20 protein-coding genes and 1 pseudogene are annotated in these 26,530 nt (G+C 64.3%); 16 read left to right on the forward strand and 5 right to left on the reverse strand.

Annotated elements, in window-relative coordinates; genetic code table 11:
• The first annotated feature begins 159 nt into the window (after positions 1 to 159).
• Positions 160 to 1,374, forward strand: a complete 1,215-nt coding sequence (locus tag AC13FW_RS12650) for an MFS transporter (RefSeq protein ID WP_482989281.1) — start codon at positions 160 to 162, stop codon at positions 1,372 to 1,374.
• A gap of 286 nt (positions 1,375 to 1,660) precedes the next feature.
• Here AC13FW_RS12650 and AC13FW_RS12655 read toward each other — a convergent pair whose 3' ends face one another.
• A complete protein-coding gene (locus tag AC13FW_RS12655) occupies positions 1,661 to 1,999 on the reverse strand; it encodes a HesB/IscA family protein (protein WP_282266089.1) in 339 nt (112 codons plus the stop codon).
• A 149-nt stretch (positions 2,000 to 2,148) separates the two neighbouring features.
• Between AC13FW_RS12655 and asnS the strand changes: the two genes are divergently transcribed.
• From asnS to AC13FW_RS12715, 12 genes are all read left to right on the forward strand, one after another.
• Positions 2,149 to 3,543, forward strand: coding sequence for an asparagine--tRNA ligase (gene asnS / locus AC13FW_RS12660; protein WP_481534577.1), 1,395 nt, complete (start codon positions 2,149 to 2,151; stop codon positions 3,541 to 3,543).
• A gap of 32 nt (positions 3,544 to 3,575) precedes the next feature.
• A complete protein-coding gene (locus AC13FW_RS12665) occupies positions 3,576 to 3,881 on the forward strand; it encodes a hypothetical protein (RefSeq protein ID WP_481566441.1) in 306 nt (101 codons plus the stop codon).
• Positions 3,878 to 4,189, forward strand: coding sequence for a hypothetical protein (locus tag AC13FW_RS12670; protein WP_282266095.1), 312 nt, complete (start codon positions 3,878 to 3,880; stop codon positions 4,187 to 4,189). Before AC13FW_RS12665 ends, AC13FW_RS12670 begins: the two co-directional genes overlap by 4 nt.
• A 10-nt stretch (positions 4,190 to 4,199) precedes the next feature.
• Positions 4,200 to 4,844, forward strand: coding sequence for an FMN-binding negative transcriptional regulator (locus AC13FW_RS12675; protein ID WP_482989282.1), 645 nt, complete (start codon positions 4,200 to 4,202; stop codon positions 4,842 to 4,844).
• 81 nt (positions 4,845 to 4,925) lie between these two features.
• Positions 4,926 to 5,588 carry a carbonate dehydratase gene (gene can, locus AC13FW_RS12680; protein ID WP_296246133.1) on the forward strand — a complete coding sequence of 221 codons (663 nt, stop codon included), beginning with the start codon at positions 4,926 to 4,928 and terminating at the stop codon, positions 5,586 to 5,588.
• Positions 5,589 to 5,737: 149 nt separating this feature from the next.
• Positions 5,738 to 6,265, forward strand: a complete 528-nt coding sequence (locus AC13FW_RS12685; protein WP_482989283.1) for a 3-hydroxyanthranilate 3,4-dioxygenase — start codon at positions 5,738 to 5,740, stop codon at positions 6,263 to 6,265.
• A gap of 50 nt (positions 6,266 to 6,315) precedes the next feature.
• Complete coding sequence (kynU, locus tag AC13FW_RS12690; RefSeq protein ID WP_482986956.1) at positions 6,316 to 7,590, forward strand: kynureninase; 1,275 nt, start codon at positions 6,316 to 6,318, stop codon at positions 7,588 to 7,590.
• A gap of 18 nt (positions 7,591 to 7,608) precedes the next feature.
• Positions 7,609 to 8,979, forward strand: a complete 1,371-nt coding sequence (locus AC13FW_RS12695; RefSeq protein ID WP_482989284.1) for an FAD-dependent oxidoreductase — start codon at positions 7,609 to 7,611, stop codon at positions 8,977 to 8,979.
• A complete protein-coding gene (gene sbcB, locus AC13FW_RS12700) occupies positions 8,979 to 10,418 on the forward strand; it encodes an exodeoxyribonuclease I (protein ID WP_482989285.1) in 1,440 nt (479 codons plus the stop codon). The genes AC13FW_RS12695 and sbcB overlap by 1 nt, the downstream gene beginning before the upstream one ends.
• Positions 10,415 to 11,101: a DUF2461 domain-containing protein gene (locus tag AC13FW_RS12705; RefSeq protein WP_282266112.1), complete on the forward strand. Its 687-nt coding sequence runs from the start codon at positions 10,415 to 10,417 to the stop codon at positions 11,099 to 11,101. The genes sbcB and AC13FW_RS12705 overlap by 4 nt, the downstream gene beginning before the upstream one ends.
• Positions 11,102 to 11,172: 71 nt before the next feature.
• A complete protein-coding gene (locus AC13FW_RS12710; protein ID WP_482989286.1) occupies positions 11,173 to 11,646 on the forward strand; it encodes an SRPBCC family protein in 474 nt (157 codons plus the stop codon).
• Positions 11,647 to 11,665: 19 nt separating this feature from the next.
• The gene (locus tag AC13FW_RS12715; RefSeq protein ID WP_482989287.1) at positions 11,666 to 12,220 is read left to right on the forward strand and encodes a DUF2939 domain-containing protein; all 555 of its coding nucleotides are present in this window, start codon (positions 11,666 to 11,668) and stop codon (positions 12,218 to 12,220) included.
• A gap of 15 nt (positions 12,221 to 12,235) precedes the next feature.
• On the opposite strand, the gene AC13FW_RS12720 is transcribed toward AC13FW_RS12715, so the two are convergent.
• The 4 genes from AC13FW_RS12720 to AC13FW_RS12735 form a co-directional block, all read right to left on the reverse strand.
• Positions 12,236 to 13,609: an NAD(P)-binding domain-containing protein gene (locus tag AC13FW_RS12720; RefSeq protein ID WP_482989288.1), complete on the reverse strand. Its 1,374-nt coding sequence runs from the start codon at positions 13,607 to 13,609 to the stop codon at positions 12,236 to 12,238.
• A gap of 478 nt (positions 13,610 to 14,087) precedes the next feature.
• Positions 14,088 to 15,032 carry a 5'-nucleotidase gene (locus AC13FW_RS12725; protein ID WP_062166142.1) on the reverse strand — a complete coding sequence of 315 codons (945 nt, stop codon included), beginning with the start codon at positions 15,030 to 15,032 and terminating at the stop codon, positions 14,088 to 14,090.
• 76 nt (positions 15,033 to 15,108) lie between these two features.
• On the reverse strand, positions 15,109 to 15,873 hold the full coding sequence (locus tag AC13FW_RS12730; protein ID WP_481534585.1) for an NAD kinase: 765 nt from the start codon (positions 15,871 to 15,873) through the stop codon (positions 15,109 to 15,111).
• A 292-nt stretch (positions 15,874 to 16,165) separates the two neighbouring features.
• Entirely contained in the window at positions 16,166 to 21,148 is a 4,983-nt protein-coding gene (locus AC13FW_RS12735; protein ID WP_482989289.1) for an NAD-glutamate dehydrogenase, read from the reverse strand.
• Positions 21,149 to 21,394: 246 nt separating this feature from the next.
• Here AC13FW_RS12735 and AC13FW_RS12740 point away from each other — a divergent pair, with 246 nt between their 5' ends.
• The 3 genes and pseudogenes from AC13FW_RS12740 to AC13FW_RS12750 all read left to right on the forward strand — a co-directional run bounded on the left by AC13FW_RS12740 (position 21,395) and on the right by AC13FW_RS12750 (position 26,415).
• Complete coding sequence (locus AC13FW_RS12740; RefSeq protein WP_482989290.1) at positions 21,395 to 22,057, forward strand: TetR/AcrR family transcriptional regulator; 663 nt, start codon at positions 21,395 to 21,397, stop codon at positions 22,055 to 22,057.
• Positions 22,057 to 23,226 (forward strand): annotated as a pseudogene (locus AC13FW_RS12745) (efflux RND transporter periplasmic adaptor subunit); the annotation flags it as partial. The gene AC13FW_RS12740 and the pseudogene AC13FW_RS12745, both read left to right, overlap by 1 nt.
• Positions 23,227 to 23,250: 24 nt before the next feature.
• A complete protein-coding gene (locus tag AC13FW_RS12750) occupies positions 23,251 to 26,415 on the forward strand; it encodes a multidrug efflux RND transporter permease subunit (protein ID WP_482989291.1) in 3,165 nt (1,054 codons plus the stop codon).
• Positions 26,416 to 26,530: the final 115 nt, after the last annotated feature.

Here is a 26,530-nt window from a genome sequence, read left to right on the forward strand (position 1 = left end):
AGGAAGCCGGGTATTATCCACTGGAAGTGAACTGGAGGCAAGTTACCCCGGCCCGTGCAACACAGCATCCGTCGCCGCGACGAGCCTCGGTCGTCACGGATGCTGCGGCGCAACAGTACACTATGTAACCGATTCCACGCCCTCCCCGGACCGCTTGACGTGAATTCCACGCTTTCCCTGGCAGCGCAGCTGACGCCGCGCCAGCGCACTTTCATCCTCATTGCACTGTCACTGGGCGGCTTCGCCATCGGCACCAGCGAATTCGCCAGCATGGGCTTGATGCTGGAAATCAGCCGCGGTCTGGCAATCAGCGAAGCCCAGGTCGGTCACCTGATCAGCGCTTACGCCATCGGCGTGGTGGTTGGCGCACCGCTGTTGGCCTTTGCCGGCGCCAGCCTGCGCCGCCGTAGCCTGCTGCTATGGCTGATGGCCTTCTACGCCATCGGCAATCTGGCCAGCGCGCTGGCCCCGAGCTACCACACGATGCTGCTGGCGCGCTTCGTCGCCGGCCTGCCGCACGGCGCCTATTTCGGCGTAGCCATGCTGGTCGCCGCCTCGATCAGCCCGCCGGAACAGCGCGGCGCGGCCGTCTCAAAGGTGCTGCTGGGCCTTTCCATCGCCATCCTGCTCGGCAACCCGCTGACCACCTGGCTGGGCCAGCAGTTCAACTGGCGCAGCGCCTTCGTGCTGGTCAGCCTGCTCGCCCTCGCCACGGTGACGATGGTTGCCCGCCAGCTGCCAGCCGATCCCAATGAAGTCCGCACCTCGCCGATGCGTGAACTGCGCGCCTTCAATACCAGCCAGGTATGGCTGGCCTTGGCCATCGGCGCGATTGGCTTCGCCGGCATGTTCTGCGTATTTACCTATCTGGCCCCCACCTTAGTCAACGTCACCGGCATCAATGAACGCTGGATGCCAGTCGCGGTCGGCCTGTTCGGCGTCGGCGCGATCATCGGCAATGTTGCCGGCGGCAAGCTGGTCGACCGGCTGCAGTTCCGCGCTGCCGGCGTGCTGCTGGCATGGTCCATCGTGGTGCTGATGCTGTTCCCGCTGGCCGCGAACTCGGCCTGGGCAATGGTGCCGGCGATCATCGCCGTGGGCACGATGGGCTCGCTGGCCGTCGCCCTGCAGACCCGCCTGATGGACGCCGCCGGCGAGGCCCAGACCCTGGCCGCGGCCTCGAACCATGCCGCCTTCAATACCGCAAATGCGCTGGGCCCTTGGCTGGGCGGCATGGCGATTGGCGCCGGCTATGGCCACGCCTCCACCGGCTATGTGGGCGCGGCAACGGCAGCGGTTGGTTTGCTGCTGTGGGGTGTCGCGGTGGCGCTGCAGCGCCGTCAGGGCGCACCCGCGCAATTGGCCGCCGACTAAGCGTAGTGCCGAGCCATGCTCGGCAGGGGGCTTTCCTGGCAAAACCAGCCCGTAGTGCCGAGCCATGCTCGGCAAGGGGCTTTCCTGGCAAAACCAGCAGCTGTAGTGCCGAGCCATGCTCGGCAGGGGCCTCATGCACAATCCCGGATATCGCCGGGAATGCTCCAGCCGAGCATGGCTCGGCTCTACTAGGGGAGGCCTTCTGGGATTCCTGCTTTTCCGGCCCCAACATCGGACCTGCTTCGCGGCTTATGCCGCTCCCACAAAAGCCCAGCCACCGCTTTTCTTAGCGGTGCATGTCGTCGGTGGTGAAGCTCTCGCCGCAGCCGCATTCGGCCGCTGCGTTGGGATTCTTGAAGGTGAACGTCTCGCTCAGGCCCTGCTTGCCGAAGTCGATTTCGGTGCCATCCACCAGCGGCAGGCTCTGCGCGTCCACGTAGATGCGCACGCCATCCTGTTCGAATACGGTGTCGCCCTCGCGCTCATCCTTGGCCAGGTCGGTGACATGGCCCCAGCCCGAGCAACCGGTGCGGGTCACGCCAAAGCGCAGGCCAAGCGCACCCGGGGTGCCGCTGACGAAGCGCTGCACGCGGGAATGGGCGATGGGGGTCAGATGAACAGCCATGGTGGGGCGACTCCAGCAGAATTACGGTCCAATTATAGATGGAGGCGGTCCGCCGGACTGCAAGCGCTGATAAATGCTCGCCTGCCCGGGTGTTGAACCGCTAAAATCTCGCATTCACAGATCGAGTCGATCAACAGAGGATTCAAGTCATGACGGTGGTCAGCGTTGCACACGCCCTTGCCGGGAAGTTCCCGGAAGGCGGAGAAGTCACAGTCCGCGGGTGGGTCCGCACGGTGCGCGGCTCGGCTGGACTGGCCTTCGTCAACGTCAGCGATGGCTCGGGCTTTGCCCCGATCCAGGTCGTGGCCACCGAAGCCCTGTCCAATTTCGAAGACATCAAGAAGCTGACCCCAAGCTGCTCGGTGATCGCCACCGGCACCCTGGTCAAGTCGCAGGGCAAGGGCCAGAGCTTCGAGATCCAGGCGCAGAGCCTTGAAATCGTTGGCTGGGTCGAAGACCCGCTGACCTACCCGATCCAGCCCAAGCCGATGTCGCCGGAGTTCCTGCGTGAGGTGGCGCACCTGCGCCCGCGCACCAACCTGTTCGGCGCGGTCACCCGTATCCGCGACTGCCTGTCCAAGGCCGTGCACCGTTACTTCCACGAGAACGGCTTCTACTGGATCAGCACGCCCATCGTCACCACCTCCGATGCCGAGGGCGCAGGCCAGATGTTCCGCGTCTCGACGCTGGACATGGCCAACCTGCCCCGCACCAGCGATGGCCAGATCGACTTCAGCCGTGACTTCTTCGGCAAGGAAACCTTCCTGACCGTGTCCGGCCAGCTCAACGTCGAGGCTTACTGCCTCGCACTGAGCAAGGTCTACACCTTCGGCCCGACCTTCCGCGCCGAGAACAGCCACACCACCCGCCACCTGGCCGAGTTCTGGATGGTGGAGCCGGAAATCGCCTTCGCCGACCTGGCCGAAAACGCACGTGTGGCGGAGGATTTCCTGAAGTACCTGTTCCGCGCAGTGCTCGACGAGCGCGCCGACGACATGGCCTTCATCGCCGAACGCGTGCAGAAGGACGCCATCACCCGCCTGGAAGCCTTCGTCAACGCACCGTTCGAGCGCATCGAGTACACCGACGCGATCAGCCTGCTGCAGAAGTCCGGCAAGAAGTTCGACTACCCCGTCGAGTGGGGCCTGGACCTGCAGACCGAGCACGAGCGCTGGTTGACCGAGGAGCACGTCGGCCGCCCGGTGGTGGTCACCAACTACCCGGAACACTTCAAGGCCTTCTACATGCGCCTGAACGACGACGGCAAGACCGTCGCCGCGATGGACGTGCTGGCCCCGGGCATCGGCGAGATCATCGGCGGCAGCCAGCGCGAAGAGCGCCTGAACGTGCTCGACGCACGCATGGCGCAGTTCGGCTTGGATCCGGACCACTACCAGTGGTATCGCGATTTCCGTCGCTATGGTTCGGTGCCGCATGCCGGTTTCGGCCTCGGCTTCGAGCGCCTGGTGGTCTACGTCTGCGGCCTGTCCAACATCCGCGATGCGATCCCCTACCCGCGCGCACCGGGTTCGGCGGAGTACTGATTCATCTGATCCAGTAACAGGAGGCGGCGCCGTTGACCTTGTTCTTCGCTCTTTGCTTCGTCGGCGTGGCCATTGCCGGCCTCAGCGCCTTCCTGATTTTCTGGCCGTTGACGCTGGTCCATATCCGCGACCGGCATCCGGCGCTGGCATCCGAATTCGGTGCCGGCGCCTTTCTCAAACCAGAGTGCCTGCGCTGGCTGCTGGGCCGCGGCTTCACCGGTATCGCCGACCGCTCGCTGTCCGGCTTGGCCACACCCGCCCGCATCGCCTTGCTGGTGATGCTCGGCGGACTGGGCATGGCACTGCTGTTGTGGCTTTTTTCGCAGGTAATGAAATGACTGATTTCGAGAACACTCCCGACCAGTGGTGGCTGGCACAGCTCGGCGGCACCCTGATCTGGGCGCGCCTGCGGGTCCGTCCAGGCGGCACTGCTGAAATCCTGGACAGCGATGGCAACACGCTGAGCTACGACAGCGAAGACACCGCTCGCGCACAGCTGTTCGACGCCGAGTTCGTGGCCTTTGACGGCCTGGACGAAGAAGACGCGTTGCATCGTGGTTTCTCGCTGCACGAAGTGAGCCCGCCGCAGGGCGACGACGACACGCTGCGCGAGCGCATGGTGCAGCTGCTCGGCACCCGGGTCTAAGCGGCCTTTCGTGTTCGCCCAGCGCGCCTTCGTCGAAACCGACCTGCTCTGGCTGGACCGCCTGCTGGCGCGCGACCCGTTCGTGACCCTGCTGACCACCGGCGACGACGGCCTGCCCGAACTGACCCGCATGCCGGTGCTGTACCGGCGCGAAGGGCACAAGGTCGAACTGATCGGCCATTGGGCCAAGGCCAACAAACAGTCCCGCCAGCTCGGCCGCGCCAAGGTATTGGTCAACGGCCCGCAGGGCTATGTCTCGGCCAGCTGGTACCCGGACAAGGAAAGCGCGGCGCGCGTCCCCACCTGGAACTACGCTGCCGCCGAACTGATCGGCGAACTGCACCGCTTCGATGACACGGCGGGCTTGGCACGGCTGCTATCGGACACCAGCAACTTCTTCGAGGCCAGGGTAGGCCAGGACTGGCAGTTTGACCCCAGCCTGGACGATCACGCCCCATCGCTGCGCGCCATCGTAGGCTTCCGCCTGGACGTGCAGCAGATCCAGATCAAGCTGAAGCTGAGCCAGAACCACCCGCAGGCAAACCAGCTGGCGGTGATCGAGGCCTTGCAGGCCCTGGACACGCCTGACGCCCGCGAACTGGCGCAGTGGATGCAGCTGTATCGCAGTGAGCACGGCGACCAGCCTGATGCCTGAGCCGCGCCCCGTTTCCCGCGACGCTGCCGTGCAAACGCGCAGCAGCGCCCTCCCCCTCAAGATCGCAAGGGAAGCTTCACCATGAAAGACATCCACAACCTGCTGCAGAAGAACCGCGAATGGGCGGACCGGATCGAGAAGGAAGATCCCGAGTTCTTCCAGCAACTGTCCAAGCAGCAGAGTCCGGAATACCTGTGGATCGGCTGCTCCGATTCGCGGGTACCGGCCAACCAGATCATCGGCATGGCGCCGGGCGAGATCTTCGTCCACCGCAACATCGCCAACGTGGTGGTGCACACCGATCTGAACTGCCTGAGCGTGATCCAGTACGCCGTGGACCAGCTCAAGATCAAGCACATCCTGATCGTCGGCCATTACGGCTGCGGCGGCGTGCATGCGGCCTTGAACAAGGTGCGTGTCGGCCTCGCCGACAACTGGCTGCGCCACGTCGGTGATGTCGCCCAGAAGCACGACGACATCCTGTCGCAGATCGACGACCCGGAGCTGCGCCACGCGCGCCTGTGCGAGTTGAACGTGATCGAGCAGGTGGTCAACGCCTGCCGCTCGACCATCGTGCAGGACGCCTGGGCCCGCGGCCAGAAGCTGATGGTGCACGGCTGGGTCTACAGCCTGCGCGACGGCCGGGTCAGCGAGATGGGCATTGATGTGGGTTCGCCGGAAGAGCTGCAGCCGGCGTATGAGAAGGCGCTGTCGTTTGTGCCGCGGAAGGGCAAAAGGCACTGAGATTGAGAGCCCCTCTCCCTGCGGGAGAGGGGTTGGGGTGAGGGTAGGTCCGCGCTCAACGCACAACCAACCCTCATCCGCCCTTCGGGCACCTTCTCCCGAAGGGAGAAGGGAATACAGCAACTGCATCGCCACCACAAAGGCCCCGCATGCTCCCCCTACCCCTGAACCTGCTCGGCTGGATCGAAGAACACCGCCATCTCCTGAAGCCGCCGGTCGGCAACAAGATGATCGAGAACGGTGACTTCATCGTCATGGTGGTTGCCGGCCCGAACAGCCGCAACGACTACCACTGGGACGAGGGCCCGGAATGGTTCTTCCAGCTGGAAGGCGAAATGGTGCTGCGCGTGCAGGAAGACGGCGCGGTTCGCGACATCCCGATCCGCGCCGGCGAGATCTTCCTGCTGCCACCGCGCGTGCCGCATTCGCCGCAGCGCATGCCCGGTTCGATCGGCCTGGTCGTCGAGCGCAAGCGCCTGGACCATGAGCTCGATGGCTTCATGTGGTTCTGCCAGCAGTGCAATCACAAGATCTACGAGGAGTTCTTCCACCTGAAGAACATCGAGACCGATCTACCCAAGGTCTTCGACCGGTTCCATGACTCGACCGAACACCGTACCTGCACACATTGCGGCGCCGTACATCCACTGCCCAGACCGGTCACGCCAGAAGCCTGAGTGGTCGGGCGCGGTTACACTGCGGGTACATCCTCGACGTGTCCGCACCGATGAACGAAACGCTGTCACCCGCCCACGCCACCGCACTTGATGCTGCCGATCCACTGCGCCATCTGCGCAGCCAGTTCCTGATCCCGCAGCACCAGGGCACCGATCAAGCCTATTTCGTCGGCAACTCACTGGGCCTGCAGCCACGCGGCGCGCAGGCGATGGTGCAGGAAGTGATGGACCAGTGGGGCCGCATCGCCGTCGAAGGCCATTTCACCGGCCCGACGCAATGGCTGAGCTATCACCGCCTGGTGCGCGATTCGCTGGCCGGCGTGGTCGGCGCGCTGCCGCATGAAGTGGTGGCAATGAACACGCTGAGCGTGAACCTGCATCTGATGATGGTCAGCTTCTACCGCCCGAGCAGCGAGCGCCCGGCGATCCTGATGGAAGCCGGCGCCTTCCCGACCGACCGCCATGCGGTCGAGGCACAGATCCGCTTCCATGGCTTCAACCCGGCCACCGACCTGATCGAGGTGCAGCCGGACGAAGCCAGCGGCACCATTTCGATGCAGGCCATCGAGCAGGCCATCAGCGAACACGGCAAGCGTGTCGCGCTGGTACTGTGGCCGGGCGTGCAGTACCGCACCGGCCAGGTGTTCGACCTCGATGCGATCACCCGCCTCGCTCGTGCGCACGGCGCCAACATCGGCTTCGATCTCGCCCACTCGGTCGGCAACGTGCCGTTGAACCTGCACGATGTCGCGCCGGATTTCGCGGTGTGGTGCCACTACAAATACTTGAATGCCGGTCCGGGTGCGGTTGCTGGCGCCTTCGTGCACGAACGCCACGCCAGGGACACCTCGTTGCCGCGCTTCGCCGGCTGGTGGGGTCATGAGCAGGCCACCCGCTTCCAGATGGCACCGGAGTTCGTGCCCGAGCTGGGCGCGGAAGGCTGGCAGCTGAGCAATCCGCCGGTGCTCGGATTGGCTCCACTGCGAGCATCGCTGGCGCTGTATGACGAGGCCGGCATGGACGCACTGCGCACCAAATCGCTGAAGATCACCGGCTACCTGGAAACCATGGTGCGTGCGCGCCTGGATCATGTGCTGCAGATCATCACGCCTGCCGAACCCGAGCGCCGCGGCTGCCAGTTGTCGCTGCGCGTGGCCGGCGGTCGCGCGCAGGGCCGCTCGCTGTTCGAGTACCTGCAATCGGTCGGCGTGCTCGGCGACTGGCGCGAGCCCGATGTCATCCGCATCTCGCCCACGCCTTTGTACAACCGCTACAGCGATGTCTACCGCTTCGTCGACGAAGTGGAAACCTGGGCTGGCGTCTGACCAACGGAATACTGTGACTTGAACACCCCCACCCCACGCAGTCTCACCCTGATCGGCGCCGGCCTGGCCGGTTCCCTGCTCGCCATCCTGCTATCGCGGCAGGGCTGGAAGATCACCATCTACGAACGGCGCGGTGATCCGCGCATCGCCGACTACGAGTCCGGTCGCTCGATAAATCTCGCACTGGCCGAACGCGGCCGCAATGCCTTGCGCCAGGCCGGCGTCGAAGACGAAGTGATGGCCAAGGCGGTGATGATGCGCGGGCGCATGGTGCACCCGCGCGAAGGCGCGGCCGACCTGCAGCGCTACGGCCGCGATGACAGCGAAGTGATCTGGTCGGTGCACCGCAAGGACCTCAACACCACCTTGCTGCAGCTGGCCGAAGAAGCCGGTGCAACCGTGCATTTCCATCGTCGCCTGCACACCGTGGACTTCGATGCAGGCTATGCGCGCTTCATCGATGACCGCGACGACCAGCCGCACGACATCCACTTCAACACACCGTTGATCGGTGCCGATGGCGCCGGCTCGGCGCTGCGTGCGGCAATGAACCGCAAGCTGCCCTTGGGCGAGCGCATTGAGTTCCTCGATCACTCCTACAAGGAACTGGAGATCCCACCGGCCGCCGACGGCAGCTTCCAGATCGAAGCCAATGCACTGCATATCTGGCCGCGCGGCAACTACATGTGCATCGCCCTGCCCAACGATGAAGGCACCTTCACCGTCACCCTGTTCCTGCCCAATGAGGGCGAGCCCAGCTTCGCAACGGTGCGCAATGGTGCGGAAGCAGAAGCACTGTTCCAGCGCGACTTCGCTGATGCGCTGCCGTTGATACCGGACCTGCGCGCCGACTGGGAACAGCATCCACCCGGCCTGCTCGGCACGCTGTACCTGGAACGCTGGCATCAGCGCGGCAAGGCCGTGCTGATCGGCGACGCTGCGCATGCGATGGTGCCGTTCCACGGCCAGGGCATGAACTGCGCGTTCGAAGACTGCGTGGTGCTGGCACGCTGCCTGGCCGAGTATCCCGGCACCGAAGAAGCCTTCGCCGCTTTTGAAGCCGAGCGCAAACCCAATGCCGCCGCCATCCAGCAGATGGCCCTGGACAATTATCTGGAGATGCGCGACCGCGTCGCCGACCCGAGCTACCTGCTGCAGCGCGAGCTGGAGCAGGCGCTGCAGGCGCGCTGGCCCACCCGTTTCGTGCCGCATTACACGATGGTCACCTTCCTGCACACGCCGTATGCAGTCGCGCTTGAACGCACCCGCCTGCAGCAGACCATCCTGGCCGACGCCACCGTCGGCCACGACTCGCTCGACAACATCGACTGGGCCGGGTTGGAGCAGGTAATCCACGACCGCCTGCCGGTACTGGAAGGAGCGCACTGATGGCCGAGAGCTTCCTGTTCTATGACCTGGAAACCTTTGGCCAGGACCCGCGCCGCACCCGCATCGCCCAGTTCGCCGCAGTGCGCACCGACGCCAACCTGAAAATCATCGACGAACCGGTCAGTTTCTACGTCAAACCGGCCGACGACCTGCTGCCCTCGCCGATCGCCACGCTGATCACCGGCATCACCCCGCAGCATGCGTTGGCCGAAGGTGTCAGCGAGGCCGAGGCCTTCGCCCGCATCAACGAATTGATGAGCAAGCCGCAGACCTGCACGCTTGGCTACAACACGCTGCGGTTCGATGATGAGTTCGTGCGTTACGGCCTGTTCCGCAACTTCCACGATCCCTATGAGCGCGAGTGGCGCAGCGGTAACTCGCGCTGGGACCTGCTCGACATGCTGCGGCTGGTGCACGCACTGCGCCCGGATGGCATCAACTGGCCCAAGCGCGAAGACGGCGCCACCTCGTTCAAGCTCGAACATCTAGCGCTGGCCAATGATGTGCGCGAAGGCGATGCCCACGAGGCGCTGTCCGACGTCTACGCCACCATCGGCATGGCCCGGCGCTTCCGTGAGGCACAGCCACGCATGTGGGATTACGCGCTGCGCCTGCGCGACAAACGCTATGTCGGCAGCCTGCTCGACGTGGTGGCGCTGGAGCCGGTACTGCATATCTCGATGCGCTACCCGGCCAGCCGCCTATGCGCCGCACCGGTGTTGCCATTGGCACGTCATCCGCATATCAACAACCGGGTCATCGTGTTCGATCTGGAAGGTGATATCGAACCGCTGCTGGAGTTGTCGGTGGAAGAGATCACCGCGCGCCTGTATACCCGTGCCGCCGACCTGCCCGAAGACCAGCAGCGCATTCCGCTGAAGGAAGTCCACCTCAACAAGGTACCGGCGCTGGTTGCATGGAATCACCTGCGCGAGGCCGACTTCGAGCGTCTGGCCATCGATCCTGCGGTGATTGAAGCCAAGGCTGCGAAACTGCGCGCACTCGCCCCGCAGCTGGCCGAGAAGGCCCGCCAGGTGTTCGCGCGTGAGCGCGTAAATGACGGTCCGATCGACGCCGATGCCTCGTTGTATGACGGCTTCCTGGCCGAAGGTGACAAGGGCCTGCTCAGCAAGGTGCGCACTGCACCGCCGGAAGCATTGGCCGAGCTGGAACAGCGCTTCCGCGACCCACGCCTGCCCGAGCTGCTGTTCCGCTACCGCGCCCGCAACCACCCGCAAACCCTGGACGCCACCGCGCGCTCACGCTGGGATGCGTATCGTCAGCAGCGCTTTTCCACCCCGGGCATGGCCGAGCAGACCTTGCCCGAGTACATCGCGCAGATCGCCGAGTTGCGCGAGCAACACAAGGACAACCCGGACTCACTGGCCTTGCTGGATGCCTTGGACCAGTGGCGCCATACCCTGCAGGACACACCATGACCCAGTATTTCAGCGATGCCAGCTTCAAGTTTCTGCGCGGGCTGGCACGCCACAACGACAAAACCTGGTTTGCCGAGCACAAGCAGCAGTACGAAGACCATGTACGCCAGCCCTTCCTGCGCTTGATCACCGACCTGCAGCCAGACCTGAGCGAAGTCAGCACGCATTTCCAGGCCGATCCGCGCACTGTTGGTGGCTCGCTGTTCCGCATCTACCGCGACTCGCGCTTCTCCCACGACAAGGCGCCGTACAAGACCTGGCAGGGGGCTCGCCTGTTCCACGAACGTCGCAAGCAGGTACCGGCGCCGTCGTATTACATCCACCTGGCACCGGGCGAGAGCTTTGTTGGTGCTGGCATCTGGCACCCCGAGCCGGACGTACAGCGCCGCCTGCGCCAGTTCATCCTCGACAACCCCGGCAGCTGGAAGGCCGCCGCGCATGCGCCAGCCACGCGCAAGCGCTACGAGTTCGAGAGCAGCGAAAAGCTGGTGCGGCCGCCGCGCGGCTTCCCGGCCGATTTCGAGTTCATCGACGACCTCAAGCACCGCAACTGGGTGCTGTGGCGTTCGCTGGACGACGAGGTGATGACCGGCCCGCGCCTGCGCCAGACCCTGGCCAAGGACCTGGCCGCACTCGGCCCGTTCGTCGACTACCTGTGCGCCGCGCTGGACCTGGAATTCTGATTGGCGCGGGCTTCACGCAAACCAACCTGGTTTGCGGCACGCTTGGCGGCAACCTTCGACAGGAAGCCGCCATGACCAGCATCCACCTGCAAGTCTGGATCGATGCCCCGCTGGCCACCGTCCATAGCGGCCTGGCCAGCGCCGAGGGACTGAGCCGCTGGTGGATACCGCACCAGCAATCGGTCATCGACGGCGACACCGTGATCAGCCACAACCCCGGTTCCGGCCATGGCGTGGTCGCGCTGAAGCTGCTGGAGATCATCCCCGAGCGCTGCATCCGCTGGGAAGTGATCAGCCGCCACCCGCCACAAAGCCCGGCCTCGGCCTGGACCGGCACCGAAATCCGCTTCGACCTGTCACGCCGGGCCAGCCCAGGCGCCTGGCGCGGGCTGCCGCACGAAGGCGAGCCAATGACCGTGCTCGAATTCCATCACCTGGGCTGGAACGGCGACAGCGAGTACCTGGGCTTCTGCAGCCAGGCCTGGGCCGAAACCCTGGTGATGCTGCGCCGTTGGGCCGAAGCCAGCATCCCCGCACATCCCTGATCCCGAGGACAGCAACGCAATGAAGAAGTGGATACTCGCCACCGTCACCGCCATCGCAGTGCTGCTGGCCGCCTACGTGATCGGCGGCCCCTATCTGGCGATCCGCGGCATCAGCCAGGCCATCGAACAGCGTGACACCGGCAAGCTGGCGCGACACGTCGACTTCGGCGCGGTGCGGGTCAACATCAAGGCGCAGATCAACGATTACATCGTGCGCCGCGCCGGCAGCGACATGCAGTCGAGTCTGTTCGGCCAGGTCGCGCTGGGCGTGGCCGGCAACCTCACCGGCGCAGGTGTCGACACCTTCGTCACCCCGCTGGGCATTGCCGCCCTGCTGCAGGGCGACAGCCTGTGGAAGCGGGCCATCGGCGATACCGTCGGCGGCGATACCTGGGCGCCGCCCTCGCCGGCCAAGCCGCTGGCCAATACCACCGGCCATTACGAATCGCTGTCGCGCTACACCGCCACGACCCACCTGGAAGACGGGCGCGAAGTCGTGTTCGTACTCAGTCGCCAGGGGCTGCGCTGGCGACTGACCAATATCCTGTTGCCACTGGGACAGGCGCCGGGCTGACCGGCGCCATCTCCATCAGGCAATCCTGCGTGGCTGCTCCTCGATCACGCTGTCGGCGAGGAAAGCCTCCAGCGAATCATCCATCGCCTGCATCCACGGGGTGTGATGCAGCGGCGCCAACGTGCCGGTCAGCACGGAGCGGTAGCTGTAATTGCGATAACCGAGGATGTCGTCCTTCTTGTCGTGCTTCCACTGTTTGAACAGCGTGGCCACAGCCTCGACGTTGAAGTCCGGGTAGTCAGTGGCGTCAAGCAGATCGCGTACGTATTCGGTCTGGAAGTCGATGTCCTGCGCCGCCGAAGTCGTCGCCTCCTCACGCGCCAACCAGGCGTCACTGTCCGCACGCATCGCATCGCCCGCCGGCAGCGTGATCCTGCCGAGGATGACATCGCGCGCATACCAGGCCTGCGCATCGAACATGTTGAAGGTGTAGTACTGGTCCTGCATACCCAAGTAAATCAGCTTCGGGTTGTCGATCCAGAACACGCCCTTGTACAGATCACCGGGATACAGGCGATTGCGCGTGCGCAGGGTCAGTGCATCGGGCAGGAACGGAAAATGGTGCTGGTAACCGGTACACAGCACGATCGCATCCACGTCCTTGCTGCTGCCATCGATGAAGTGCGCGGTGTTGCCTTCAACACGCTGCAGCAAGGGCTTTTCTTCAAAGGCAGCCGGCCAGTCGTAACCGGTTGCCGCGCTGCGATAGCTGAAGGTCACCGACTTGGCGCCGTATTTGTAGCACTGCGTGCCGATATCCTCGGCCGAATAGCTGCTCCCCACCAGCAGCAGATCCTTGCCAGAAAATTCGCAGGCATCGCGGAAATCATGCGCATGCAACACGCGGCCGGGGAAGCGATCCACGCCCTCGAAGAACGGCGCATTCGGGGTGGAGAAATGTCCGGTGGCAACGATCACTCGATCGAATTCCTCGGTCAGCAGCTCGTCTTTCTTCAGGTCGCGGACGGTGACGGTGAAGCGCTCGGTTTCTTCCGAGTAGTCGACCCATTGCACCGCCATGTTGAAGCGGATCTGATCACGCACGCCGCTCTTTTCGATGCGGCCCATGATGTAGTCGCGCAGCACGGCACGAGGCGGATAGGAGGCGATCGGGCGGCCAAAATGCTCTTCAAAACTGTAGTCGGCAAACTCCAGCGCTTCCTTCGGGCCATTCGACCAGAGGTAGCGGTACATGCTGCCATGCACGGGTTCGCCATAAGCATCCAGCCCGGTACGCCATGTGTAGTTCCACATCCCACCGAGATCCGATTGCTTTTCAAAGCAGACGATCTCTGGCACTTCAGCCCCACCTCGACGGGCGGATTCAAAGGCACGAAGTTGCGCCAGGCCGCTCGGGCCGGCTCCAAGAATGGCGATACGCATGGTCATTCGGGTTGTTTCTCCTGTGTAGCTGCCATCGCGTAAACGCGACGGCACTGCGCAAGGGCGCGTTATGCGCCGTGCAGGAGAGACAATGCGTCCAGTCCCGCGCGGCGCGCGAAACACCCGGCCGCCACGCAAGGCAGCGCGAAAGGGAATGGCAGGTACATGACGCTACCGGTCGGGGAACAGGCCCCGCCCCTGGATCACCGGGTGGGTGCAGTGCGGGAGGGATCTGCTGCATTCGTGCAGATCAGGACGCGGCAGGATTACCGCTGGTTCAGCTTGGAACCCGCGAAAGCGGCTTCATCCTAGCATGTGGGGAATGTAGGGCTGCAACGCCACGCGAACGCCGGATTGTGGGAGCGGCGTAAGCCGCGAAGCTGACCAGGCAAGAATCGCTGAGATCACTGCGATTGCATCGTGCCTGCTGCCGGACAGTTTGCTTGCTTCGCGGCTTACGCCGCTCCCACAACAAACCGCAGGATTAGTCGGGATTGGCCACACCATGCGGCACATGGCCAGCAGCCACGTGCTGACGTGCACTGTCGATGTTGTGCTGTGAATCATCGAAGAAGATGTCGGCTCCAAAGGCTTCCAGGAACGGGCCCTTGTGACGGCCGCCGAGGAACAACGCTTCATCGAGACGCACGCCCCATTCGCGCAGGGTGCGGATCACGCGCTCGTGCGCGGGTGCCGAACGTGCGGTGACCAGCGCGGTGCGTATTGGGGCTGCTTCGCCGGCCGGGAATGCCGCCTGCAAGGCATGCAATGCCGACAGGAAGTTGCGGAACGGGCCACCACTGAGCGGCTCGTGCGCACGCTCGCGTTCGTGGCGGCCGAATGCCTCCACGCCCTGCTCGCGCGAAATACGCTCGCTCTCGTCGCCAAAGATCACCGCGTCACCATCGAAGGCGATGCGCAGCTGGGTCTTGGAACGACCGGTATCGGTTGCGGCGGCCGAAGCAGCGGCTACCTCCTGCGCGCTCTGCGGCAAGATGGTCGCAGCAGCGATGCCGTTGACCAGCGCACGACGCACCGAGTCCGGGTTGGCCGAGAGGAATAGATCGGTACCGAACGGCTTGACGTACGGCCAGGTCGGTTCACCAGCAGTGAACGTCGCCCGCACGATATCCAGCTTGTAATGCTGGATGGAGTTGAAGATACGCAGGCCGGTATCGGCGGAATTGCGCGACAGCAGGATCACCTCCACGCGCGGCGTCTCCACCGGCGCACCATCATTGAGCGCCAGCAGCTTGCGCACCACCGGGAAGGCAACGCCGGGCTTGAGCACATCATCCTCGTGCGCGCGCTGGTAGGCGGCATAGGCCTCCAGACCTTCGCGTTCGAACAGGGCGTGGCCTTCTTCGAGATCGAACAGTGCGCGCGAAGTAACCGCAACGGTGAGAAGCCGGGGAGTGTTGTCACCCATGGATGATGAACCCAATACGATCAAGGAACGGGACCCAGTCTACCCGGAAGCGGCCCCGCTGCTGCGATTCCGTCCTTCAGACCATGAACTGCTCGCTCAGGATGCGCTCTTCGAGGTTGTGCTCGGGGTCGAACAGCAAGGTCACCTGGCGCTCGCGCGATTCACGGATGGTCACTTCCACCACATCGCGGGTTTCATGCGAATCGGCAGTGACGCTGACCGGGCGTTTGTAGGGGTCGAGCACGCGGAAACGCACTTCGGTCTCTGCCTTGAGGATGGCGCCACGCCAGCGTCGCGGGCGATACGGCGCCAAGGGGGTCAAGGCGATGGTGTTCGAACCCAACGGCAGGATCGGGCCATGCGCGGAGTAGTTGTACGCGGTGCTGCCGGCAGGCGTGGAGACCAGCACACCGTCGCAGATCAGTTCTTCCACCCGTTGCTGGCCATTGAGGTCAATACCGATATGCGCGGCCTGTCGGGTTTGCCTTAGCAGTGACACGTCGTTATAGGCCAGCGAGCCGGTGGTGGTGCCTGATTCGGTCTGCGCGATCATTTCCAACGGCCGCAGGTAGGCCGGTTCGGCCAAGGCCAGGCGCTCGATCAGATCATCTTCGCGATGGTGGTTCATCAGGAAGCCGACGGTGCCCAGCTTCATGCCGAATACCGGTTTGCCCTTGCCGCCGTGGCGATGCAGGGTCTGCAACATGAAGCCGTCGCCGCCGAGCGGGCAGATCACGTCCGCGTCTTCCGGGTTGTGATCGCCGTAGCGGGCAGCCAGGCTGACACGGGCTTGCTGTGCGGCCTCGACAGTGCTGGCGAGGAATGCGATTCGTGGGGACACGTGCGCGTCTTCGGTTCGGCTTGGAGGGCGAGGATAACCTGCTGGTGTGCTGACTGGTGCTTTAGTTGCGGGCAAAAGCTAGAGCAGTAGTGCGAAGCCGCCCTCACCCCAACCCCTCTCCCGCAAGCGGGAGAGGGGCTGAAGCTGCGATTGCAGGCGGTGCTCGCGCTCGCAGATCGCTAGCCCCTCTCCCGCGCGCGGGAGAGGGGTTGGGGTGAGGACAAGCTCTTGATTTTTCCAAAAGAAAACGGGCCCAAAGGGCCCGTTCTCCAAAAACCAACAACCTGCCGACTTAAGCGCCGTGCGCCGCCAACTGGCCCAAACGCTGCACCGCCACCGACACCGTCGGGTAATCCAGCGTCTTCTGCTCGGCCAGCTCGGCCAGCATCGCCAGGGTGAAGCGCAGGCCGCTGTCATCACGGCCCAACCACGCAGCCACCTTGGCTTCGGCAGTGGCGCCCTTCATCGACAGCACCTGGCCGGCCAGCGTGCGCTGGTGTGCAGCCAGCTCGTCGCGCAGCACGCCACGGGCAACCGCATGCCAACGACCGTTGACCTCCAGCGCGTCGATCTGCTCGAACAGCCACGGCATCTGCAGGGCCTCGCCCAGGCGGAAGTGGACCTTGGACACGTCCACCGGCTTGAGCTTGCGCGGACGCGCCAGTTCGATGATGTCGAACGCCGGCTCCAGGAACTGCAGTTCGGACAGCTGCTGTGCCAACGCCGCCGGCAAGCCCTTCTCCTTCCATGCCACAACGCTGGCCTCATAGGCCGGGCGCTGCGAATCCGGCAGTACGCCCGAGGCGACACGGATGTCGTTGAACGGGCCCTGGTAGCGGTCCACTGCAGCGGTGATGCCCGGCATCGCGCCCGGACGGGTCAGCAGCCAACGCACGAACGAACGCTGCAGCTTCCAGATCACTTCCAGTGCATCCACCTGCACTGCTTCCGGCAAGGTGCCGTCGAGCGCGTCGATCTGCGTCCACAGTGCACGTGCGTCCAGCGTTTCACGGCTGATGGTGTAGGCCTTGGCGACCTCGGCCACGGTGCGGCCGGTGTCTTCCTGCATGCGCATCAGGAAGGTGGCGCCCATGCGATTGATGGTCTGGTTGGTCACGGCCGTGGCGATGATCTCGCGCTTCAGGCGGTGACGCTCCATCGCGTCGGCGTACTTCTTCTGCAGCGGCTGCGGGAAGTAACGCAGCAGCTCCTTGGACAGGTACGGATCTTCCGGGATGTCAGACTCCAGCAGCTGCTGGAAGGCGACGATCTTGGAGTACGACAGCAGCACCGCCAGTTCCGGACGGGTCAGGCCCTGGCCACGCAGCTTGCGTGCCGACAGCTCGGCGTCGGACGGCAGGAACTCGATCTGGCGATCCAGCAGGCCCTGCTTCTCCAGCGTACGGATGAAGTGCTGCTTGGAACCCAGACGCTTGCTGCTCATCCGCTCCATCAGGCTCAGTGCCTGGTTCTGGCGGTAGTTGTCCATCAGCACCAGCTCGCCCACCTCGTCGGTCATCGAGGCCAGCAGCTTGTTGCGCTGGTCCACGGTGAGCTTCTTGGCGCGCACGACGTCGTTGAGCAGGATCTTGATGTTGACTTCGTGGTCGGAGGTATCCACACCGGCCGAGTTGTCGATGAAGTCGGTGTTGAGCAGCACGCCAACCTGCGCGGCCTCGATGCGGCCAAGCTGGGTCATGCCCAGGTTGCCGCCCTCGCCCACGATCTTGCAGCGCAGCTCGCCACCGTTGACGCGCAGGCCGTTGTTTGCGCGATCGCCGACATCGGCATTGGTCTCGGTCGCCGACTTGACGTAGGTGCCGATGCCGCCGTTCCACAGCAGGTCAACCGGCGCCTTCAGCGCGGCATTGATCAGGTCGGTCGGGTTCATCGCCTTGACGCTGGCGTCGATGCCCAGTGCTTCACGCACTTCCGGGGTGATCTCGATCGACTTGAGCGAGCGCGGGTAGATGCCGCCGCCCTTGCTGATCAGCTTGCTGTCGTAGTCCGCCCAGCTCGAGCGCGGCACCTTGAACATGCGCGCGCGTTCCTTGAACGAGCTGGCAGCCACCGGGTTCGGGTCGAGGAAGATGTGGCGGTGGTCGAAGGCGCAGACCAGGCGGATGTGCTCGGACAGCAGCATGCCATTGCCGAACACGTCGCCGGACATGTCGCCGACACCGACCACGGTGAAGTCCTGCTTCTGGCAATCACGACCCAGTGCACGGAAGTGGCGCTTGACCGACTCCCACGCACCGCGTGCGGTGATGCCCATGCCCTTGTGGTCGTAACCGACCGAGCCACCGGAGGCGAACGCATCGTCCAGCCAGAAACCGTGCGCGCGGGCGATGCCGTTGGCGGTGTCGGAGAACGTGGCGGTGCCCTTGTCGGCAGCGACGACCAGGTACGGATCGTCCATGTCATGACGCACCACACCCTGCGGCGGCACGATCTTGTTGTTGACGATGTTGTCGGTGATGTCCAGCAGGCCGTTGATGAAGCGCTTGTAGCAGGCCACGCCTTCGGCGAACCAGGCATCACGGTCCACCGCCGAATCGGGCAGCTGCTTGGCGAAGAAGCCGCCCTTGGAGCCGACCGGCACGATCACGGTGTTCTTCACCATCTGTGCCTTGACCAGGCCCAGCACCTCGGTGCGGAAGTCTTCGCGACGGTCCGACCAGCGCAGGCCACCACGGGCAACCGGGCCGAAGCGCAGGTGGGTACCTTCCACGCGCGGGCCGCACACGAAGATTTCGCGGTACGGGCGCGGCTTGGGCAGGTCCGGCACCTTGGCGGCGTCGAACTTGAAGCTGATGTAGTCAGCCGGGCCGCCATCGGCGCGGACGCCGTCCTTGCGCACCATGTAGTAGCTGGTACGCAGGGTGGCTTCGATCACGCCGATGAAGCTGCGCAGGATGCGGTCTTCATCCAGGCTGGACACACCGTCGAGCAGCTTGATCAGCACTTCGTGGACCAGCGCCATGCGCGCGGCACGGTCGCTCTTGCGCGCCTTCACCACGCCGTCCAGCAGCTTGAGGGTGACAGCGTCGTCACCGGCCAGTTGCTTGAACTGCGCCAGCTGCGCGTCCAGCACCGCCTTGTCAGCAGACGGGGTCGGCTCGAAGCGGGCTTCGAACAGCTCCACGATCAGGCGCGCCAGCAGCGGGTAGCGGTTGAAGGTGCCTTCCACGTAGGCCTGCGAGAACGGCACGCCGATCTGCAGCAGGTACTTGCAGTAGCCACGCAACATCGACACCTGGCGCCAATCCAGACCGGCACCCAGCACCAGACGGTTGAAGCCGTCGTTCTCGGCATCGCCGTGCCAGACGCGGGCGAAGGCATCGCTGAAGGAGGCATTGGCGCTGGCCGGGTCGATCGCACCGATGGTGGATTCGACTTCGAAGTCCTGCACGTAGACCGGCGCTTCGTCGACCATCAGCTTGTACGGGCGCTCGGCGATCACACGCAGGCCCATGTTCTCCATCATCGGCAGCACGTCGGACAGCGGAATGTCTTCCAGCTGGCGGTACAGCTTCAGGCGCAGGCCATCGACCTCGTCACGACGGATTGCCTGCAGGCTCAGGCGCAGATCGTCCGGACCGGTCAATGCATCCAGCTGGGCGACGTCGGCCGCGGCGATTTCAGCGCTGGAGTCCTCGATGTAACCGGCAGGCAGTGCCTTGCCGATACGCGAGGCAATGCGCAGGCCTTCGCCTTCGCCGTGGCTGGCGACCAGTGCTTCGCGCAGATCGTCCTGCCAGTTGCGCAGCACGTGGGCCAGGCGCTTCTCCATTCCCTCCACGTCCAGCTCCAGGCTCTGCCCGGCCTTGGGACGCACGATCAGGTGCACCTGGGCCAGCGGCGAGTCGCCCAGCACCACGCTGGAGTCGACGTATTCGCCCTGCAGGGCATCCTTGAGCATGCTTTCAACGCGCAGGCGCACGTCGGTGTTGAAGCGCTCGCGCGGCAGGAACACCAGCGCCGAGATGAAGCGGCTGAACTTGTCGCGGCGCAGGAACAGGCGGCTACGCACGCGCTCCTGCAGGCCAAGCACGCCCATGGCGGTGCGGAACAGTTCGTCCTCGCTGGACTGGAACAGTTCTTCGCGCGGCAGCGACTCCAGGATGTGGCGCAGTGCCTTGCCGCTGTGGCTGGACAGGCTCAGGCCCGAGCGTGCCATCACGTTTTCATAGCGCTGGCGCACCAGCGGGATCTCCCACGGGCGGCGGTTGTAGGCGCTGGAGGTGAACAGGCCGAGGAAGCGCTGCTCGCCGATGATCTTGCCCTTGGCGTCGAATTCCAGCACACCGATGTAGTCCATGTAGCCGCCGCGGTGGATATGCGAGCGGGCATTGGTCTTGGTCAGGATCAGTGCGTCGTGCAGGCTGCTGGTGGCGTTCAGGCCTTCGGCGGCCAGTCCCTTGACCGGGCGCGCGACCATCGTGTCCTTGCCACGCATCAGGCCCAGGCCGGTGCCGTTCTGGGCGACCAGCACTTCTTCCTTGCCCTTCTTCTCCACCTTGTATTCGCGGTAGCCGAAGAAGGTGAAATGGTTGTCAGCGGCCCAGCGCAGGAACTCCTGTGCCTCGGCGCGCGAGGCCTTGCTCACCGGCAACGGACGCTTGCCCAGGTCGTCGGCCAGCGCCATCGCCTTGTCGGTCATCGGCTGCCAGTCATTGACGATGGCGCGCACGTCTTCCAGCGCGCCACTGACGCGCTTGGCAACGGCATCCAGCGCATCGGCCGGCTGGCGATCGATCTCCAGCAGCATCACCGATTCCAGCTTGCCCTCGCCCACGCCGGTCAGCTTGCCAGCCTTGTCGCGGCCGATGCTGATCACCGGATGGCCCAGCACGTGCACGCCGATGCCCTGCTCGGCCAGCGCCAGCGTCACCGTGTCCACCAGGAACGGCATGTCGTCGTTGACGATCTGCAGCACGGTATGTGCCGATTCCCAACCGTCAGCCTTCAGCGTCGGGTTGAACACGCGCACGTTGGCCTTGCCCGGCTTGCGGGTACGGGCGAACTCCAGCATGCCCGCAGCCAGCACCGCCCAATCATCGGCCGAGTGCAGCGTGAACTCATCGGCTTCCATGCGCTTGTAGAACGCCGTAGCAAAAGCCACTGCCTGCGCCTGTGCGGCCGCAGCGGGATAACGCTTCCGCAAGGCTGCAAATACCGGTTCTAGCGAGAGGCCAGCTTCCGCGATGTTCTGCTTCACAGCTGGTTTGGATTTCGTCTTTGCGGACTTGGCAGCACTGTTTTGCGATTTCATGGCAGAGCTTTGGGTGTTGCTCGTTTGGAGAAACCGCGATTGTATCGCTGGTAACAAAAAGAACCTTGCTGCAGGGCCGCATTATCTGCATCGCAATTTTCTGGCGAGCGGTAGCAACAGCCATGGTTTTACTGCTACACGATCCGCAAACGATGTCCGCCACCTGAATCTCATTCGCTCACCGGGCACAGTGAAAGACGAATTACGTTGCGGCGTTTCTGAACTGGACGGTATAGTCCACCGCTTATGCAAACCCCCTCTGCCACCTCCGCGCCAACCGACGCGCGTGACCAGCGCGTGCTCGAAGCAGTGCGTGAGCTATTGTCCCAACAAGGCATACACCTGAGTATGGATTCGATAGCGGCGGCGGCGGGTTGTTCCAAGCAGACGCTCTACAGCCGCTACGGCTGCAAACGCGAGCTGCTGCGGCAGGCCATGCAGCTGCATGTATCCACCGCGACGGCGGCGTTATCCGTATGTGAAGAAAAGCCACTGCACGAGACCGTGCTGGACTTCGCCATCGGCTACCTCGAGCATCGCAACAAGCCCAATGTCCGTCGCACCGCGCAGCTGATCGGTGCCAGCGTGCATGAGTTCCGCGACGAAGCGCAGTTCATGTACCAGGGAAGCAACGAAGCCCTCCGCAACCATGTCGCTGAATGGATGCAAACCGAGATGCAGCGCGGTCGCCTCAAGCATGACGACCCGCAGTTCATGGCCGAGCTGTTGATCAGCATGATCGCAGGCCAGGATTTTGAACGACAGCGCTTTCACACCCCCTACCGCGATGATCCACAAGAGCGTCGCCGCTGGGCCGAATTTGCCACCGACGGCTTCCTGCGTGCCTTTGCCTGCACGCACCACGCCGCCGCAGCTCCAAATAAAAACAACACCCGGAGTTTCTCCTGATGACCGCCCCACTCCGTCTCCTCGCTCTCACCTGTGCAGCGACATTGAGCCTTGCCGCCTGTAAGAAACCGCAGGAGCAAGCCGCACCGCCCCCGCAGGACGTTGGCGTAGTCGACGCCAAACCGCAGACCCTGCCGCTGCAGCGCGAACTGGTGGGGCGCCTGTCGCCGTTCCGTTCCGCCGACGTCCGCGCCCGCGTGGCCGGCGTGCTGCAGAAGCGCGTCTATGAAGAAGGCAGCGCGGTCAAGGAAGGCCAGGTGCTGTTCCTGATCGACCCGGCACCACTGCAGGCCGCACTGGCCTCCGCCGAGGGTGCACTGGCCTCGGCCCGCGCCACGTATGCCAACGCGCGCGCCACCGCCACCCGTGCCCGTTCGCTGGCGCCGCAGAGTTATGTGTCCAAGTCCGACCTGGACAGTGCCGAAGCCGCTGAGCGCTCCTCCGCCGCCGCTGTGCAGCAGGCCGAAGCCGCGGTCACCACCGCCCGCATCAACCTCGGCTATGCCCGCGTCAGCGCACCGATCGCCGGCCAGGCCGGCAAGCAGCAGGTCACCGAAGGTGCGCTGGTCGGCCAGGGCGATGTGACCCTGCTGACCACCGTCGATCAGATCGACCCGCTGTACGTGAACTTCTCGATGACCGCCGACGAGCTGAGCCTGCTGCGCGCGGCCCAGGACAAGGGCGCAGTGGCACTGGCTGGGGACGGCAAGACCACCGTGCAGGTCAACCTGCCCGACGGCAGCGCCTACGCGCACGAAGGCTCCCTGGACTTCTCCTCGACCACGGTTGATCCGGCCACCGGCACCGTGTCGCTGCGTGCGCAGCTGCCCAACCCGGACCACATCCTGCTGCCGGGCTCGTTCGTCAGCTTCAAGGCCAACCTGGGCGAGCGCCACAACGCTTTCCTGGTGCCGCAGCAGGCGGTACAGCGCGATACCCAGGGCGGCTACGTGCTGATCGTCGGCAAGGACGGCAAAGTCGTGCGCAAGAACGTCACCCTGGACAACCAGCAGGGCGGCAACTGGCTGGTCTCCTCCGGCCTGGCCGCTGGTGACCAGGTCATTGTTTCGGGCATACAGAAGGTCAAGGAAGGCGCACCGGCCACGGCCAAGCCCTGGCAGCCCGATGCCGCCAAGCCCGCCGCTGGCGCGCCTGCGGCAGCCCCGGCGAAGAAGGAATAACGGGACTCCGTCATGCCTAAATTTTTCATCGAGCATCCCGTCTTCGCCTGGGTGGTGGCGATCCTGATCTCGCTTGGCGGCGTGATCTCGATCCTCAACCTGGGTATCGAGTCCTACCCGAGCGTGGCGCCACCGCAGGTGACGGTCACCGCCAACTATCCGGGCGCCAGCGCGTCCACCGCGGAAAAGTCGGTCACCCAGGTGATCGAGCAGCAGCTGACCGGCATCGACAACCTGATGTACTTCAGCTCGTCGTCGTCCTCCACCGGCCGCGTCACCATCACCCTGACCTTCGACAGCGGCACCGATGCCGACATCGCCCAGGTGCAGGTGCAGAACAAGGTGTCACTGGCGACGCCGCGCCTGCCCTCGGAAGTGACCAAACAGGGCGTGGTGGTGGCCAAGGCGAACGCCGGCTTCCTGATGGCCATCGGCGTGCGTTCGGATGACGGCACCGTCGACCGCGATGCCTTGAACGACATCGTTGGCGCGCGCGTGCTGGAACAGGTTTCGCGTGTGCCCGGCGTCGGCAGCACCCAGCAGTTCGGTTCCGAGTACGCCATGCGCGTATGGCTGAACCCGGAAAAGCTGCAGGGTTACCACCTGTCGGCAACCGACGTGTACAACGCCATCGGCACCCAGAACCTGCAGTTCGCTGCCGGCTCGGTCGGCGGCGACCCGGCTCCCAACGGTCAGGCCTTCACCGCAACCGTGGCCGCCGAAGGCCGCTACAGCTCGCCGGAAGAGTTCGAGAACACCATCCTGCGGGCCAACAACGACGGCAGCGTGGTCAAGCTGAAGGATGTCGCCACGGTTTCCTTTGGCGCCTCCAACTACGGCTTCGACACCAAGTACAACGGCAAGCCGGTGGCGGTGTTCGCCATCCAGCTGCTGCCGGGTGCCAATGCACTGGACGTGTCCGAGGCCGTGCGCTCGAAGATGGATGAGTTGGCCCCGAGCTTCCCGCCCGGCGTGAGCTGGTTCACCCCCTACGACAGCACCACCTTCGTCACCATCTCGATCGAGGAAGTGGTCCATACCCTGGTCGAGGCCATCATCCTGGTGTTCCTGGTGATGCTGGTGTTCCTGCAGAACTTCCGCGCCACCATCATCCCCACCCTGGTCATCCCGGTGGCCCTGCTCGGCACCTTCATGGGCATGCTGGCGATCGGCTTCACCATCAACCAGCTGACCCTGTTCGCGATGGTGCTGGCGATCGGCATCGTGGTCGATGACGCCATCGTCGTCATCGAAAACGTCGAACGCATCATGACCGAGGAAAAACTCGATCCGAAGCCGGCGACGCAGAAAGCCATGGGCCAGATCTCCGGCGCGGTGGTGGCCATCACCGTGGTACTGGCAGCGGTGTTCATTCCGTCCGCGCTGCAGCCGGGTGCCTCGGGTGAGATCTACAAGCAGTTCGCACTGACCATCGCCATGGCGATGGCGTTCTCCGCCCTGCTGGCGCTGACCTTCACCCCGGCGCTGTGTGCGGCCTTCCTCAAGCCGACCCACAACGACAACCCGAACTGGGTCTACCGCACCTTCAACAAGTACTACGGCAAGCTGGAGAAGAGCTATGTCGGCACCGTCGGCGGCGTCATCAAGCACGCCCCGCGCTGGCTGATGGTGTTCGCCCTGTTGCTGGTACTGTGCGGCTTCCTGTTCACCCGCCTTCCGGGCAGCTTCCTGCCAGAAGAAGACCAGGGCTATGCGCTGGCCATCGTGCAGTTGCCGCCGGGTGCCACCAAGACCCGTACCAGCGCCGTGTTCGATCAGCTGCTGGGCACCTTGCAGGACGAGGAAGCCTTTGAAGGCCTGATGCAGATCACCGGCTTCAGCTTCATCGGTGCCGGCGAGAACGTGGGTATGGCCTTCGTCCGCCTCAAGGACTGGAGCGAGCGCAAGGAAACCGCGCCCGAGTTCATCCAGAAAATGAACCAGAAGGCCTACGGCATCAAGGATGCGCAGATCTTCTTCGTCAACCTGCCAACCGTGCAGGGCCTGGGTCAGTTCGGCGGCTTCGACATGTGGCTGCAGGACCGTACCGGCGCAGGCCAGGATGCCTTGATGGATGCGCGCAATACCTTGTTGGGAGCCGCCAGCCAGGACAAGTCGCTGGTCGGCGTACGCCCCAACACCCTGGAGAACGCGCCGCAGCTGCAGTTGAAGGTTGACCGCGTGCAGGCCCAGGCCATGGGCGTATCGGTCAATGATGTGTATACCGCCATCCAGATGATGCTGGCGCCGGTCTACGTCAACGACTTCTTCTACGGCGGCCGCATCAAGCGCGTCAACATGCAGGCCGACGCGGCCTACCGCACCGGCCCGGAATCGCTGAACAGCTATTTCGTCCCGAGCTCGCTGAGCAAGGATACAACCGGCCAGCCGGCGATGATCCCGCTCAGCGCGGTGGTCAAGTCCGAGTGGATCTATGCACCGCCGGCACTGAACCGCTACAACGGCTACTCGGCAGTCAACATCGTCGGTGCGCCGGCGCCGGGCGGCAGTTCCGGCCAGGCCATGAGCACGATGGAGCGACTGGTGCATGACGACCTGCCGGTGGGCTTCGGCTTCGACTGGTCGGGCATGTCCTATCAGGAAATCCTCGCCGGTAACGCCGCAACGCTGCTGATGGTGTTGTCGATCGTGGTGGTATTCCTGTGCCTTGCCGCGCTGTATGAAAGCTGGTCGATCCCGGTCTCGGTGCTGCTGGTGGTGCCGATCGGCATCCTCGGTGCGGTGGTGTTCTCGCTGCTGCGCGGCCTGCCGAACGATCTGTACTTCAAGATCGGCATGGTGACGGTGATTGGCCTGGCGGCGAAAAACGCGATTCTTATCGTCGAGTTCGCGGTGGAGCAGCGTGCTGCCGGCAAGACCTTGCGCGAAGCCACCATCGAAGCGGCGCACCTGCGTTTCCGCCCGATCCTGATGACCTCGTTCGCCTTCATCCTCGGTGTGCTGCCGATGGCCATCTCCACCGGTGCCGGCGCCAATGCCCGTCACTCGCTGGGTACCGGCGTGATCGGCGGCATGTTGTTCGCCACCGTGATCGGCGTGCTGCTGATTCCGCTGTTCTTCGTGAGCGTGCGGCGCATGCTCGGTGACAAGCTGGACGAACAGTCCAAGGAGTACATCGCGCAGCACAAGGTGCACGCGATCCAGAAGGACCGCTGATAGAAAAGCCCCGGCACTGCCGGGGCTTTTTTGGGGGGCCTTTGTAGTGCCGAGCCATGCTCGGCAGGGGCATTGCCGGCAAAGCCAATGCCGAGCATGGCTCGGCACCACCGTC

The sequence above is a fragment of the Stenotrophomonas sp. 21LCFQ19 genome, assembly GCF_056861425.1.